This window comes from Catenuloplanes atrovinosus, assembly GCF_031458235.1.
In the GTDB taxonomy this organism is placed as follows: Bacteria; Actinomycetota; Actinomycetes; order Mycobacteriales; family Micromonosporaceae; genus Catenuloplanes; species Catenuloplanes atrovinosus.
The window spans coordinates 4,625,955-4,640,432 of record NZ_JAVDYB010000001.1; the positions used below are offsets into that span (position 1 = coordinate 4,625,955).

General features: G+C 70.2%; 13 protein-coding genes. 8 read left to right on the forward strand and 5 right to left on the reverse strand.

The genetic code is table 11. The features are described 5' to 3' along the window. Positions 1 to 13 precede the first annotated feature (13 nt). From J2S41_RS20465 to J2S41_RS20480, 4 genes are all read left to right on the forward strand, one after another. Positions 14 to 742 carry an Atu4866 domain-containing protein gene (locus tag J2S41_RS20465; RefSeq protein ID WP_310369540.1) on the forward strand — a complete coding sequence of 243 codons (729 nt, stop codon included), beginning with the start codon at positions 14 to 16 and terminating at the stop codon, positions 740 to 742. Between the two features lie 100 nt (positions 743 to 842). Then, on the forward strand, positions 843 to 3,581 hold the full coding sequence (locus tag J2S41_RS20470) for an AAA family ATPase (RefSeq protein WP_310369542.1): 2,739 nt from the start codon (positions 843 to 845) through the stop codon (positions 3,579 to 3,581). A gap of 27 nt (positions 3,582 to 3,608) precedes the next feature. Continuing rightward, on the forward strand, positions 3,609 to 3,941 hold the full coding sequence (locus J2S41_RS20475; protein ID WP_310369544.1) for an STAS domain-containing protein: 333 nt from the start codon (positions 3,609 to 3,611) through the stop codon (positions 3,939 to 3,941). Positions 3,942 to 4,206: 265 nt separating this feature from the next. Then, a complete protein-coding gene (locus tag J2S41_RS20480; protein WP_310369546.1) occupies positions 4,207 to 6,477 on the forward strand; it encodes a ricin-type beta-trefoil lectin domain protein in 2,271 nt (756 codons plus the stop codon). Between the two features lie 165 nt (positions 6,478 to 6,642). Here the strand turns inward: J2S41_RS20480 and J2S41_RS20485 are convergent, their stop codons facing one another. Together J2S41_RS20485 and J2S41_RS20490 are read right to left on the reverse strand one after the other, a co-directional pair. Continuing rightward, positions 6,643 to 7,290, reverse strand: coding sequence for an isochorismatase family protein (locus tag J2S41_RS20485; protein ID WP_310369548.1), 648 nt, complete (start codon positions 7,288 to 7,290; stop codon positions 6,643 to 6,645). 154 nt (positions 7,291 to 7,444) lie between these two features. Next, on the reverse strand, positions 7,445 to 7,990 hold the full coding sequence (locus J2S41_RS20490; RefSeq protein WP_310369551.1) for an NAD(P)-binding domain-containing protein: 546 nt from the start codon (positions 7,988 to 7,990) through the stop codon (positions 7,445 to 7,447). 541 nt (positions 7,991 to 8,531) lie between these two features. Between J2S41_RS20490 and J2S41_RS20495 the strand changes: the two genes are divergently transcribed. Both J2S41_RS20495 and J2S41_RS20500 read left to right on the forward strand, forming a co-directional pair. Next, entirely contained in the window at positions 8,532 to 9,500 is a 969-nt protein-coding gene (locus tag J2S41_RS20495; protein WP_310369553.1) for an aldo/keto reductase, read from the forward strand. Between the two features lie 82 nt (positions 9,501 to 9,582). Further along, positions 9,583 to 9,951 carry a hypothetical protein gene (locus tag J2S41_RS20500; RefSeq protein ID WP_310369554.1) on the forward strand — a complete coding sequence of 123 codons (369 nt, stop codon included), beginning with the start codon at positions 9,583 to 9,585 and terminating at the stop codon, positions 9,949 to 9,951. A gap of 204 nt (positions 9,952 to 10,155) precedes the next feature. On the opposite strand, the gene J2S41_RS20505 is transcribed toward J2S41_RS20500, so the two are convergent. From J2S41_RS20505 to J2S41_RS20515, 3 genes are all read right to left on the reverse strand, one after another. After that, a complete protein-coding gene (locus J2S41_RS20505; RefSeq protein ID WP_310369556.1) occupies positions 10,156 to 10,716 on the reverse strand; it encodes an NADPH-dependent FMN reductase in 561 nt (186 codons plus the stop codon). Between the two features lie 38 nt (positions 10,717 to 10,754). After that, entirely contained in the window at positions 10,755 to 11,366 is a 612-nt protein-coding gene (locus J2S41_RS20510) for an NADPH-dependent F420 reductase (protein WP_310369558.1), read from the reverse strand. Positions 11,367 to 11,479: 113 nt separating this feature from the next. Beyond that, entirely contained in the window at positions 11,480 to 12,094 is a 615-nt protein-coding gene (locus tag J2S41_RS20515) for an Atu4866 domain-containing protein (RefSeq protein WP_310369560.1), read from the reverse strand. 848 nt (positions 12,095 to 12,942) lie between these two features. Between J2S41_RS20515 and J2S41_RS20520 the strand changes: the two genes are divergently transcribed. After that, the gene (locus J2S41_RS20520) at positions 12,943 to 13,191 is read left to right on the forward strand and encodes a hypothetical protein (RefSeq protein ID WP_310369562.1); all 249 of its coding nucleotides are present in this window, start codon (positions 12,943 to 12,945) and stop codon (positions 13,189 to 13,191) included. Between the two features lie 169 nt (positions 13,192 to 13,360). Continuing rightward, complete coding sequence (locus J2S41_RS20525; RefSeq protein ID WP_374728141.1) at positions 13,361 to 13,639, forward strand: sensor histidine kinase; 279 nt, start codon at positions 13,361 to 13,363, stop codon at positions 13,637 to 13,639. The last annotated feature ends 839 nt before the right edge of the window (positions 13,640 to 14,478 follow it).

A 14,478-nucleotide genomic window follows, 5' to 3' on the forward strand; every position in this document is an offset into this window, starting at 1 on the left:
TGTGAGGTGAATGATGACCACGACCGTTTCCGCCCGGATCGATGACCGGGAGACGCTGGACGCCCTGACCCACACCACCGGCGTGACGCGTCCGGTGCTGCTGACCGGCGGCCGGGTTCGCACGCTGGACGCCATGATCGGCGAATGGGCCGAGGCAGACGTGCTGCTCGGCGGCGACCGGATCGTCGGGGTGGGCCCCGGCCTGATCACCGCGGCCGGCGACGACAACGCGATCGTCGTCGAGTGCCGCGGCGGCACCGTCCTGCCGGCGCTGATCGACCTGGCCGCGCCGCTGGGCAGCCGGAAGAACCGCTTCGACACTGACGCGGGCTCCATCACCCCCGGCAAGCGCGCTGACATCGTCGTGCTGCGCCCGAACACGCCCGCGGACCGCTTCACCGCGGACGACATCGACATCATGATCCTCGCCGGCCGGGTCGTGTTCTGGCGTGGCGAGCCGGTCGGCGAGCCACCGGCGACCACTCCGGCGGACCCGTCGCTCACCGCCGGCGACCACGACTACGCCGGCATGTGGGTCGACGAGACCGGCTTCCTGCACCAGGAACTGCTGCCCAACGGCCGCTACGACGAGACCCGCGGTGGCCGTCCGCACGCCTACCAGGGCCGTTACTGGATCAACGGCGACCGTATCGACTACCTCGACGACCTCGGCTTCTGGGCGTTCGGGGAGTTCCGCGACGGAGTCCTGCATCACGCGGGTTACGTCCTGCACCGTCGATAGGCGCACAATCGGCCGATGCCCCGGTTCCCCGGGGTACCGGCGCAGAACCGGTGCCGTCGCTCCCGGCGACGGCACCGGATGTCATTCGGGGGGAGTGACGATGGCGGGTTTTCAGGCCCGGAAGGACGAGAGCGCGACCGTGCACGCGCTGCTGGACGCGGCCGCCGCCGGGTCCGGAGGCGCGCTGGTGGTGCACGGCGAGGCCGGCATCGGCAAGACCGCGTTGCTGCGCCATGTCCTCGACGGGCGTAGCGGGCACCAGGAACTGCATGCCGCCGGTGCCCGGTTCGAGCACGACCTGCCGTTCGCGGGCCTGCACCAGCTCTGCGCGCCGGTCCTGCACCGGGTCAGCCGCCTCGCCGCGGCACAGCGGGCCGCTCTGGAGGGTGCGATCGGCCAGCACCGCACGGCCGACCCGAATCTGTTCCTCATCGGCGTCGCGGTCCTGCACCTGCTCACTGACCTGGGCGCGGAGCGTCCCGTCGTCTGCGTCATCGACGACGCCCAGCGGCTCGACGAGGCCTCGACGCAGGTGTTCTCGTTCGTGGCGCGCCGCCTCACCGGGGCCCGGGTGACCCTTCTGTTCGCCCTGCGCGATCCGGAGCCGCCCCGCCATCCGCGTCCGGCGCCGGCCCTCACCGGGCTCCCCCGGCTCGCGCTGCGCGCGCTACCGGACCGGCACGCGCGAGCGCTGCTGCGGGCGGAGCTGCCGACTCCGCTGGATCCGCCGGTGCGGGAACGCATCCTCGCCGAGGCTCGCGGGAATCCGGCCGTGCTGCTGGAGTTTCTGCGCGGCACCACCCCGGCGGCCCTGGCGGGCGGCTTCGGAACGCCCAGTGGGCGTTCCGCCTCCTGGCCGGCGCTGGACGACACGGCCGCCCGGCTCGAGGCGCTTCCACCGGTGGTCCGTACGTTCCTGGTGCTGGCCGCCGCCGAGCCGCTCGGCGACCCGCTGATGTTGTGGCGTGCCGCCGCGCAGCTCGGGATAGACCGCGAGGCGGCGACCACCGCCGAGGCCGCCGATGTGCTGCGCATCGGCACCCGCGTCTGTTTCCGGCACCCGCTGGTGCGCTCGTTGGTCTACCGGGCCGCGCCGTCCGTCGACCGGAGGCTCGTGCACCGGGCGCTCGCCGCCGTCACCGACGGCGCCCTCGACCCCGACCGGCGCGCATGGCATCGCGCCCAGGCCGTCCACGGCTTGGACGAGGACGTCGCCGCGGAACTGGAACGGCTCGCCGATCGCGCCCGCAACAGGGGCGGGCTGTGGGCGGCGGCCGCTTTCCTGGAACGCGCAGCCGCGCTGACTCCCGAGCCGCGTCCGCGCGCGCACCGCGCGCTGGCCGCGGCACAGTTGATCCAGCAGGCCGGTGATCCACCGCGGGCCGCAGCGCTGCTGCGGTGGGCCGAGGACGCCCCACTCAGCAGCCAGCAGCGCGAACTCGCCCGGGTGCTGCGCGAACGCGCGGCGCTGGGCCGGGTGCCGCACAAGCAGGCCGCGTCGGCTCTGCTGCGGGCCGCCCGGGACGCGCAGGAGCCGGCGAATGCGGCGGAACTGTGCCTGGAGGCGCTGACGGCGGCCATGCTGTCCGGACCGTCCAACGCGGACGGCAGCCTCAGTGACCTGGCCCGCAGTGTCCGGGCGACCGCGCCGGCTCACCTGGGCCGACCGCTCGACCTGCTGCTCGACGGCCTCACCGCACGACTGATCGATGGCTACGAACAGGCGGTGCCGGCACTACGGCGCGCCGTCGACACGTACCGCCATCAGACGGTGACCAGTGCGGATCAACGCTGGATGTGGCTGGCCTGCCTGTTCGCCGCCGACCTGTGGGACGGGTCGTCCTGGCGGACCCTCGCCGACCGTCAGATCACCTGGGGACAGCACACCCGCGCCCTGCGGGTACTGCCGTTCGCGTTCAGCTACCGCGGGATCGCCCACCTGCACGCCGGCGACTTCGGTGCGACGGAGGCCTGCGTGCGTGAGGCGGCGACGCTGGACTCCTTCGACGCCTCGATCGCCGGGCTTCTCCTCGCCGCCTGGCGGGGCGATGAACGCGAGCTGGCCGCCATCCGCGATGCGCGCCTGCACCACACGCCCGCACACGGTGAGAGCCGCTTCGAGGTGGTCGCGCAGCACGCGTCCGCGGTGCTGCACAACAGCCTCGGCCGGTACGAGACCGCCCTCGCCGAGGCACGCAAGTGCCTGTCCCACGACGTGCCCGGTATGCACGCCTTCATCGGCGCTGAGTTCATCGAGGCGGCGGTCCGGGCGGGACGCGCCGACCTCGCCCGGCCGGTGCTGGACCAGCTCGCCGCAGACGCCCTCGCCGCCGGCACGGATTGGGCGCACGCGGTGCTCTGCCGGTCCCAGGCACAGCTCGCCGACGGACCGGCGGCCGACGACCTGTACCGCCGCGCGATCGCGCTGTTCGACGCCTGCGGGCACGCCGCCGAGGCGGGCCGTGCCCGGCTGATCTACGGTGAGTGGCTGCTCCGGGAACGCCGCCGTGACGACGCCTACGTCCAGATGCAGTCGGCCCGGGACCAGCTCGTGGACATCGGGGCGCTGGGTTTCGCGCAGCGGGCCACGTTGGGCCTCACCGCCGCCGGTACGTCCGCCCATCCACGTGCCGTCGTGGCGGGGCCGTCTGCCGAGGCTGCCCGCCTCACCGACCAGGAGCTGCTCATCGCCCGGCACGTCGCCCGCGGGCTGACGAACAAAGAGATCGCCGCGGAGCTGTACCTCAGCCCACGCACCATCGACGCTCACCTGCGGCGGATCTTCCGCAAGCTGGACATCAGCTCCCGCCGCCAGCTACGCGACCTTCAATTCACCTGACCCGAGCCGAGGACGGGCGACGCAGCCATGCACATCACCCTTCGCGAGGACCCGGACGCCACCTGCTTGGTCGTCGACGGCGAACTCGACCTGTCGACCGCGGAATCACTGTACGAGTACGCACAGCGCACACTGCGCGACAGGTCACCGCGCCGGCTGCGCGTGGACGCCGCGCGGCTGACCTTCTGTGACTCCTCCGGCATCCACGCACTCGTACGGATCCACGCCGAGGCGACCGCCCGAGGCGCACTCTTCCACCTGAACAACGTCCACGGCGCCGTTCGCCGCGTCCTCGCGATCACCGGCGTGCTGACGGCGCTGACCACGCCGTCGGACGCTTCCCCACCGTCCGGGCGGTGACAGCGGCGGATGGCGAGCTCGAACCCACGCCTCGTGACGTCTTCGGCGCCCGTGAACCAGCCGGCGCGGTCAATCGTCTCGGCAGGGAACCATCGACAAGTGGCACCGGCGCCGGCGCTCGCCCACACCGCGCATCCACGCTGACCAGACCGCCTCAGCGTGGATGCCGCTCTCGCGCGACAGAGGCCGAGCCGGATCCCCACTCGCCCCAGAGAGGGAATGTGTGACCACCACCGCCCCGAGGCCACGATCACGGACGTGGCGCATGCTCGTCGCGACCCTGGTCGTGGCCGGCTCGACGACAGCCGTCATGCCGATACTGAATCGCACCGCCGAGGCCGCCGACTGCCACGAGTCCGCACCACCCACCCTCACCTCCTACCTCACCGACGACCGGGAGATGACCCGGTTGATCTGCAACACCGACGTCGCGCTGTACGGCGACGCCGCGCTCGCCGCGCTACCCGCGGCGCAGACGGCATGGATCGAGCCGTTCACCACCGCCGTCTGGGTCTACCTGCGCGACCGGTACGGCGACTGCTCCGTCCCACGCACCTTGCCGGCTCAGCTGGGGCCGTGCGCGGACTTCGGCGCCCCGAGGCCGCTGTTCGGTCTCTACCACGGCACCGGCGCCGGTGGCACGGAGGCGCCACGCCTGATCGTCAACGGCGGACGTAACACCATCAGCGTCAGCTACACCGACTGGTCCGCCACTAGCACCACGGCACGCGACATCATCGCTCACGAAGCCTGCCACGTCGTCGAGAACGGGTCCCAGGGGCTGTGGGACTCTCCCGCCTACGACGTCTGGGGAGACAGCAGGTGGGCCGAATTCTGCATGTACGACCTCTACCAGAACACCGGGCGGACCGCCGACGCACAACGGCTGTTCCACGCCTATTCCGAGGGAGCCAACGACAATCCCGCCGGAGCCGTGGGCGCGCACTGGTTCCACGACTGGTTCTATCCCCTTTGGCGGGAGCACGGCTCCGAGGTGATGAACAGATACTTCGGCCTCCTGTCGCGACACTTCCCCAAGATCAACATCAACGATGGCACGAGCCAGGGCTACGCGCGACGGATGACCACCGGTGAGTTCGTCCACTTCATGAGCGGCGCCGCCGGCGTCGATCTGAGCGGGCGCGCCGCCACGGCGTTCAACACCGGGTTCGACCGGGCGGAGTTCGCCGCGGCGAAAGAGCAGTTCCCCGAGATCACCTACGCGAACGCGCCATGCCTCGTCGATGGCGCCGCCTGCCCGACGCCCTCCGTGGCGTATCCCGGCCCACAGTCGTTCTCCCGGACCACGCGCAGTTCCGTCCGGATCGCCGCGACCGCGCCGGGCGGCGGTGCGCTCACCTATCGCGCCGAAGGCCTGCCGACCGGCCTCAGCATCGACGCGGCCTCCGGCGAGATCAGCGGTGTCGCGACGGCGACGACGGCCGCCACCGGAACGGCCACCGTGACCGCCGCCGCCGGGGCCGACACCGCGTCGACGACCTTCCTGTGGACCGTCGCCGACCGCACCGGACCGGTTCGCGACGGCACTGGCCAATGCGCCGACAACTGGGACGGCCGCGCTGACGACGGCAACCACATCCAGTCGCAGAACTGCACCGGAATTCGCCAACAGCACGCAGCGATAACCGGTGAGACCTGGACATACGGCGGTAAGTGCGTCTCCCTTGACGACGATCGGGTGACAGACGGCACCACAGTGGTCCTGTGGACGTGCGACGGCCGCACGACGCAGCGCTGGCAGATCGACGACGCCACCGGGACGATACGCAACGGGGCGTCGAACACCTGCCTGACCGGACATGGATTCCAGCAGGACCTGACGATCAGCCGATGCGATGGATCGGCGGACCAGCAGTGGCTGGCGCCCGGGCAGTCCGCGACCGTCACCCATCCCGGCGAGCAGAGCACCGGCCGGGGCAGCCCCGTGTCGACGCAGATCACCGCGGTGCCGGCCACGCCCGGACAGGCGCTCACCTACAGCGCGGCCGGACTGCCCGCCGGTCTGACGATGAACACGGTCACCGGCCGGATCACCGGTACCGTAACCGCACCGGCCGGCCGATACACGGTCACGATCTCCGCCCGCTCGGGATCCGGCACACCTGCCGGCGTCACGTTCAACTGGACGATCAACGACTTCACCGGGGCGATCGCGGACGGCGACGGCTTCTGTATCGACAACTGGGACGGTCGCACGGACGACGGCAACCGCATCATGTCGCAGAACTGCACCGGCATCGCCCAGCAACGGATCTCCATCACCGGCGGCACCTGGTCGTTCGGCGCCAAGTGCATGTCGCTGGAGGACAGCGAACCACACGACGGCACGAAGGTGTCGCTGTGGACCTGCGATGGCAGCACCCGGCAACAGTGGCGGACCGACGCCGCCACCGGCACCGTGCGCAACGTGGCCTCCGGAACGTGCCTGACCGGCAACGACTTCCAGGCTGATCTCACGGTCACGGCCTGCGTGCCCGGAGCAGCCCGGCAGACCTGGCGGCGCATCCCTGCCTGATCATCTTGCCGCGTGAGCGTCATCGCGCGCGAGCGGCACGGATGCCGCGCCGGAGGATGCGCCACGGGCGGATCCTCCGGCGCGATGTGAACCGGGCGTGTGGCGCATGACTGAGCACCACACGCCCGGTTCACAGGCCGATCCTGGAAACGGCCGGGACGCGGATCAGCCCTCGCCGAGTAGCTGCAACTCCCAGGCCAGCGACGTGCCGAAGCCGCTGCCGTGCTCCAACATGATGTCGATGACACCCGGCACGGTCTCGGTGCGGGCCCAGTCACGCTGGAGTTCGCCGAGCACCACGCCGGCCGTCACCGGTACCACGCCGGCCTGAACCATGCGCTGCACGCCACGCTCGTGGGCCTCGACGCTGACGCCGCCGGACGCGTCGGTCACCGCGAAGACGCGGTAGCCGTCGGCCATCGCGTGGATCGCCGGGAACGCCAGGCAGATCTCCGTCCACAGACCCGCCATGATCAGGTTCTTCCGGCCGGTCGCCGCGACCGCCTCGACCACCCTGGGGTCCTCCCACGTGTTGATGGTGGTGCGATTGATCGGCGTCTGGTCCGGGAAGACGTCCTGAAGCTGACGCAGGATGCGGCCGCCGCGTTCCTCCACCACCGTGGTGAGGATCGTCGGCACGTTGAACAGCCTGGCCGCCTTGGCCAGCAACAGCAGATTGTTCACCACCAGCGTGGGGTCCATGCTCTGCATACCGGCGAACTGCGCACCCTGATGGTCGATGAGAACCAGTACGGAATTCTCCGGTGTGATGAGCGCGTCCAGACCGATGTACGGGTTGGCGGGCACCGTCATGGGAAGTCTCCATTCAGCTACGGCACCACCCGCAACACGGGCAGGCCGAATCTCGCCGCGGATGAACACCGAGGCGTCAAAACCCGCGCCACGAAGCGCGGAACCAATGACCGCGGCCGGCGAAACGGGATGTCGCCGGCCTACGGAGCCGCCGTTACCGAGCGGCGGTCAACCGGTAGAAGAAAGGGCCGACCTGCTCGGCGACGGCCCGGGTCAGATACGCGCTGTCCTCGATCAGACGGGCGCACGGCTCCAGAGCACCGACGAACAGTGGTGCGAATCCGGCATCGCGAATCAACCGCTCCGTAACGGCACGCGCCTCCGCGTCCGCGGCGTAAAGACTGTGCGGCGGGACCGGCTGTTTACCGGTGTCCCCATAGGCCGCCGCGAAGTTCGTGGAGAACGCCTTGGCCGCGGGTCCGCCCACAGTGGCGGCGATCTGGTGGGTCAGCGACAGAAAACCGGGCGCACGCGAGCCCGTGTAGATATTGCAGGCGTCGAGCGTGACCTGGCCGGCCAACCCACCGACCGCCTCGAGTGCCGCCGGAATGGCGGCCGCCGGCACGGCCACCACGACCGCCTCGGCCCCCGACGCGTCGCCACCCTCGCGGCCCAGCGAGGTGACGTCATGGCCGGCCTCGCGCCACAACGCGGCCAGGCCGCCACCGACCCGGCCACGCCCGATCACGGTGATTCTCATTCGTCGCAAGCCTTCCGCTCAGGCGTCTCGCACACGTCACGCGTCCTTCGCAGGACGATCGAACGGCGCGCACGGTTCACGGACCGGCGACGGGCCACCGGACGACTCAGCGGTACGGGCCGGCCGTCAGCCGCTTACCGGTGCAGCGCCGTCGCTGCGGTGAGGCCACCGATAGCCGCCGCCAGCGCCGGACGCGACCACACCGATCGTGATCACCGTCCACGGGCCGCGGCGCCGTGGGGCGCCTGGAGTGGGACGCGTACCCGCGTCGCGGCCGGTCATGATGATCTCCTTCGCTCAGCCGGACGATCGACCGCGCGAATGTACGGACGGTACGCTCGCGACCGCACACGTCACCGGGGCACCCACTCCTCGCGCCCGCCGGCGGAAGCGGCTTCCGTGGCGGGGTTTCGCCTCTCCCCCGTCACCGGTCGAGTGAGCGGCATCTGACCCGCGGATGAGCAGAAACAGCAGTGATCATGGATCGGCGGCCGGAACACCGGATCGTGCACCCATGTAGAACCTGCGGCGAAAGGCGATGATGGCACCGGTACGAACGGTTCCGCTCGGTGCCACGGGCATCGAGGTCTCGAACGTCTTCTTCGGCGCGGGCACCATCCTCGGCGTAGGGTCGTTCCCGCACCTGCTCGGCAAGGGCATCACGGCGGCGGAGGCCCTGAGCCGGCTCGACGAGGCGGCGGCACGCCACATCTCGGTCGTCGACACCGCCAACGCGTACGCGGGCGGCGGCAGCGAACGGGTCGTCGGCGCGTGGCTGCCCGGCCATGACGACGTGCTGGTCTGCTCCAAGGTCGGCCGGCCCGTGCTGGTCGACGGCATCCGGCAGGGCGGTCTGTCCCCCGCCCACATCGCTCGCCAATTCGAGGCCAGCACGGCCCGCCTCGGCAGAGTCGACCTGTACCTGACGCACTTCCCTGATCCCGAGACACCGATCGCCGCCACCATCGACGCGCTCGCGAGCCTCATCGCCGACGGCAGAATCCGTGCGTACGGCTGCTGCAACGTCACGTCCACCGAACTCGAGGCCATTCTCGACACCGCGGACCGCCGCGGCCTGCCGCGGCCCGGCTGGGTACAGAACCCCTTCAACCTCATCGACCGCAGCGCCGAGGAACACCTCATCCCGCTGCTGCGCGCCGAAGGGCTGGGGTTCACCCCGTTCGCGCCGCTGGTCGGCGGCGTGCTCTCCGATCGGTACCTCGAAGGCCGCAAGCCCGAACCGGGCAGCCGGATGGACCTGATGGCCGAGGAGTACGCGTACGCGCTCAACCCGGCCACACTGGCCCGGGTCGCCGAGCTGTCACGTCGCGCGAAGTCGCTCGGCGTCTCCACCGCCGGCCTGGCGCTGGCCTGGCTGATGCACCGAGACGGCGTCACCGCCCCGATCGTCGCGCCACGCACCACGCAGCAGTGGAAGGCTGTGGACGAGGCTCTGACGTTCGTCCTCGACCGGCGGCTCGCCGACGAGATCGCGGACATATTCGGGTGACACGGCGAGAGCTTCCTCCAGCCCGGCGGCCTGCTCAGCCGTTGTTCACCTGTCCGTCGCCGAACGACCGTACGGTCAGCGTGTGATCACATCGCACGAGGCTCGCGCCGCCGCCGTCAGTCGTCGTATCGTTGCCGCGGAGCTGTCCGCCGGCGAGCAGTACGCGATGTTCGCCGGCCTCATCCGAGACGCGTTCGGTCGTCTCCGCACCGGTCTGGGCCAGGCACACGCCCGGTGCGCGGCAGTGGACGAGCAGACCTGGGCCACGTACGCGGCCGACCTGGATCGCGGGCTCGACGAGTTGCACATGGAGATCGCCCGCTCCGCCGAGCACGCCGACGAGCGTGACCTCGCCCAGATCCTCCGGGTGCACGTGACCGAGCTGGAGCTTGCCGGGTGGCGGCTACAGGTCAGCCTCCCCACCGCACCGCAGCGGCTCGCGACGGAGTAGACCGAGCGGGTCTCGCAGCGGGTCGTGCGGTACGAAGCCCGGCCTCCGGCGATGGCCACACACCGCCCGTGGGTCGTGGAGGTGCACGACGACGTAGTCCCGCGCATCGTCGCGCACCCTCTCGACGTCCCGGTCACCATGACCGGCTCAATGAGTCGGTCATGGATACGGGTAGCCGCTTACCGCCGTCGCGGTATCACCTGGTCACGACTTGCGGACGCTGGCCAGCGCCGTGCTCCAGCTAACGACCTCATCGAGGAGGGTGGATAGCTGCGGCGCCTGGTGAGCGCTCGGCTTGAAGACGCTGTAGTTCTCGAACTCGGTGCTGAGCGCGAGGGTGACCTGATGGCGGACGTCGGCCATCTTCAGCTCGCCGGCGATCAGGCGCAGATGCTCGACGGCGCGGGCGCCGCCGACCGAGCCATAGGAGACGAACCCGACAGCCTTGTTGTTCCACTCCGCGAACAGGTAGTCGATGGCGTTCTTCAGTACGCCTGACGTGCTGTGGTTGTACTCCGGCGTGACAATGACGTACCCGTCGAACGAGGCGATCTTCGCGGCCCACTTCTTGGTGTGGTCGTTCTGGTACTTGCCCATCGACGGCGGGATCGCTTCGTCGAGGTGCGGCAGCGGGTAGTCGCGCAGGTCGACGAGTTCGTACTCGGCGTCGCTGCGTTGCTTGGCGTTGTCGAGCACCCAGTTGGCGACCTGCTCGCCGTTGCGGTTCGGACGGGTGCTGCCGAGGATGATGCCGATGCGGATCATGGTGCTGCTCCGTTTCGCGGTTGAGGTATAGGTAGGCGTCAGCGGATGACGGACACGTTGTATTGCGCCGAGCGGGTGGCCTGCCCGATTGCCACCGAGAGGTACAGGTAGTGCTCGGTCGCCCGCGCCGTGTCGATGGCGCCGAGGTCGACCTGGTCCTCGTGCCGCCATCCCAGGTCGCTGAGCAGGTGGCCGGTGGTCTGTTTGGCGCCGCGGTCGTTGCCGGAGAGGAACACGGAGCTGCGCTCCGGCAGGGTGCCGGGGTTCGTCATGATCTCGGCCGGGATGGTGTTGAGGGTCTTCACGACCTTCACATCCGGCAGCATGGCCTGCAGGCGGGCGCCGAGGCTGTCATTCGGGTACAGCAGCTCGAACGACGGCGTGATGGCGTTGGCTACGTCGATCAGGACCTTGCCGCCGAAGGTACCCGGGCCGACCTGGCCGAGGATGCCGAGCGTGTGTGCTCCCGGCAGGGCGTTGATGACGGCTTCGGCCGACTTGACGGCGTCCGCGATCTGCGCGACCGGCGCGGTGAAGCCCTCGCGGGTCTGCGGGTCGCGGACACCGAACACCACTTCGTGGCCGGCATCCAGCAAGCCGTAGCCCAGCGCCGTGCCGACGTTGCCCGCACCCAGCACTGCGAACTTCATGAAGGCTCCCCCTCGTTCGGCAGCGACGGCCGCCGCCGCTTACGGGGAAGACTCTGCCGAGCGAGAAGGCCGGGTGGCAGGCCCGGCCAGTCCTACGGTGCGCATCACAGCGGTCAGGGCCGCCGCAGCCGCATGATGAAATCCGCGTGGTAGAGCTCGTCGCTGATGAAGTCACCGAAGGCGTAGAACCTGGTGTCGTCGAGATAGTCGATGCGGTCGCCGTCGAGCCAGTAGCGGCCGGTGTACGCGTGCCGGCGCCCACCTCGGGTCTCGTCGTATCGGCCCTGCGGCAGCAGTTCCTGGTGCAGCCAGTCCGCGCGGTCGATCCAGACGCCGACGCGCGCGCCGTCCGGGTGGGCGGACCGGTCGAGGGGTTCACCGTCGCGGACCACGATCCGTCCGCGGCTCAGCAGGGCGCGCAGGTCGCCGCGGCTGATGATGACCCTCCACCAGGGGGTGCCGAGTTCCGGCATGACGCGCTGCGGCACCAGGAGCAGGTTTGCCGCGATGCCGGGCTCCACAGCGCGGACCATGTGACCGCAGCCGTCCGGAGCGGGAACAATGGCGATCATCCCGAGACCCCGCCCGTCGATGACGTCACCGGTCGCGCCGGAGCGGGCGACCACGCCGTCGGCCACTACGACACGAGTCACCACGCCGTCGGCGACCACGACATCGATGGTCGTGGTCGCGGATGGGCCGTGGACGTGGACACCGGTGAACAGCATGCCGCCTCCTGAGGGTTCGGGCATGGATGGGGGTACGGGAGACGTGGGCCCGCAGCCTGCCACGGCGAGCAGCAGGACGGTGACGAGGGCCCTGATAACCGGGCGCCGTCCTCGATCACTCCGGTCCAGCGTGCCTCTTTCGTGGTCCAGTCATTCCTGCGCTTGCCATATCAATGAGTCCTCCACCGGGCGAGAACGGCGCGATGATCTATCAGGGGGCGTCCCTTCCGACTCGGCGGATTTCGCCTATCCGCAGCCCGTGTCCGGATGCCGTGGCGTGCCGGCGGCTCAGGTGGTGATCTTCTACACAGTCTCGCTCGCCGTCATACTCCACACCATCCGTGTTCTGGCACCGCTCAGGTACCGGGCATCCATCGCTGATCGTGACCGACGGCGAAGTCCGCGCTCGGCTGCCCGGCATGTGGGCCGACGATCGCACACGGAGCCGCCGGCCCCGGCCAGTGGGACGTCCGCCTTCCCATCCGGCGTCGGGCTCCTGAACGTGGTGGCGTGGACGAATGCCGGCCGGGCGGAGTCTGAGGCCGCGCACGTCCGCGCGGCCTCTGTTCATTCCCGGACCAGGACACGGACGCCGTTCTCGTCCCGGGCCTCCGGCACTCCGAGGTAGGCGAGGTCGCGGACGAACCGGTCGCGTGAGACGGGCTGTGCACCAGCCGAATACAGGTACGAGGAATACATCCGCTCGCTAGGCTGCCGGCCTGTCCAGACGTGCTCCTCGGTCAACCACTGCCGCCACGCATCCGTCCTGGGAGGAGGTACACCCACTGCTGCTGGAGCTGGCACGCCGCACGGACCGGCAGATCACCCTCACCACGACGAGCCGGGGCTTGATCGCCTCAACGATCCCGGGAACACCGACCCTGCCCGCCGCCGAACGCCAGGCCCTGGAGGAACTGGCGGCGCCCGCGCTGGATTGCATGGTCCGGGCCGGCGCACCGGCACGGATCGTCACCGACCCGGCGGGACGCCCCCTGCTCGAGACCGACCGAGTGGGCACCGCGGACGTCACCGTCTTGCCGCCGCCGATGCGGGCGGTCTGCGGCTGCACCCCGAGCCCGTCTTCCTCGACGACCTGACGGAACAGGTGGCAACCGCGCACCGAGTACGAGCGACCGGGTTGGGTGTCCGGATCATGTGCCGGCATGAGGGGGCCCCAGAGGCGGTACTGGACTCACACCGGGTACGGCAGAGATCGTAGGGAACCTCGTGTCCAACGCGGTGCGGCACTCTCGTCCCGGCGGAACAGTGACGATCTCCTCCCGGATGGGCCGTGGCGAACTGGTCATCGAGGTGGCCGATACCGGCTCCGGCATCGCGGACACCGACCTACCCCACATCTTCGAGCGCTTCTGGCGCGCCGACCAATCCCGCAGCCGCCACACCGGGGGCAGCGGACTGGGGCTGGCCGTGGTGCGGAAGCTGGCCGAGGCCCACGGCGGGCGCGTCAGTGTCGTCAGCAGTCCCGGCCGAGGAAGCACGTTCACCGTCCACCTGCCAGTCGGCGGCGACACCAGCGAAGCGTGAAACAGCCGAAGCCACCCACGGACTGCTCCGTGCCAACGGCGTAGGCGCTCGTCCGATCGAGGCTGCAGCCGACCGCATCGCCTATCGCCATAATCCGTGCGATTCCGACCGCGTCACCTTGATGGTCACCGACACGCGACCTTCGGTCCCAAGGCCGGCCACAGCGCTCGGCGATCACCGCCGTAAGACGATGACAGCTGGCTGTCGCCGCCGATGTCCGACGTCACGCCCGCGCTGTGTAACGGACGCCCACGGATCGCCAGACGCGCCGAAGGCCGACAAAACGGAGAACAGGCGACCAGTGTGTGTCCTCAGCCAAGCTGGTACGCGCGGCCGACCCTTGAGTCGGCGTTCCCAGCGGCACTGACACCGCCGGCGTCACCGTCGCCATCGTGCCCCGGGGGCATCAAGGACAGCCTGGAGCACGTGCACGCCGTCACGTGCATACCGTTCCACCCGCGGACGGGCTCGCCTCATCGTCGCCGACCAGGCACTCGGCGACCTCGACCGCGCCGATCACTCCACCGCCGGGCGCGGATAGCCAACATGCTCACCGGCGTGCCGGCCAGGATAGGCGCCGACGCCCAGGCTGCTATTGCCCCTGACCGGCTGAAACGCTGACCTCATTCCGGCCCACGCCACCGTCTCGATCCCCACCGTGCAAGACAGCGGCCTTCGCCGCCGTCCGCCCCGTAGATCCGGACAGCCAGCACCGCCGCGAGGAGCACCGGACTGATCGCGGCCTTGCACTCCACGGTGCGCGGGGAGGCACGGCCGATGCCGGCCACGACGGCCGTGCCTGCGGTTCTCCGGTCGGTGAGCAGGTACGGCCACGCCGG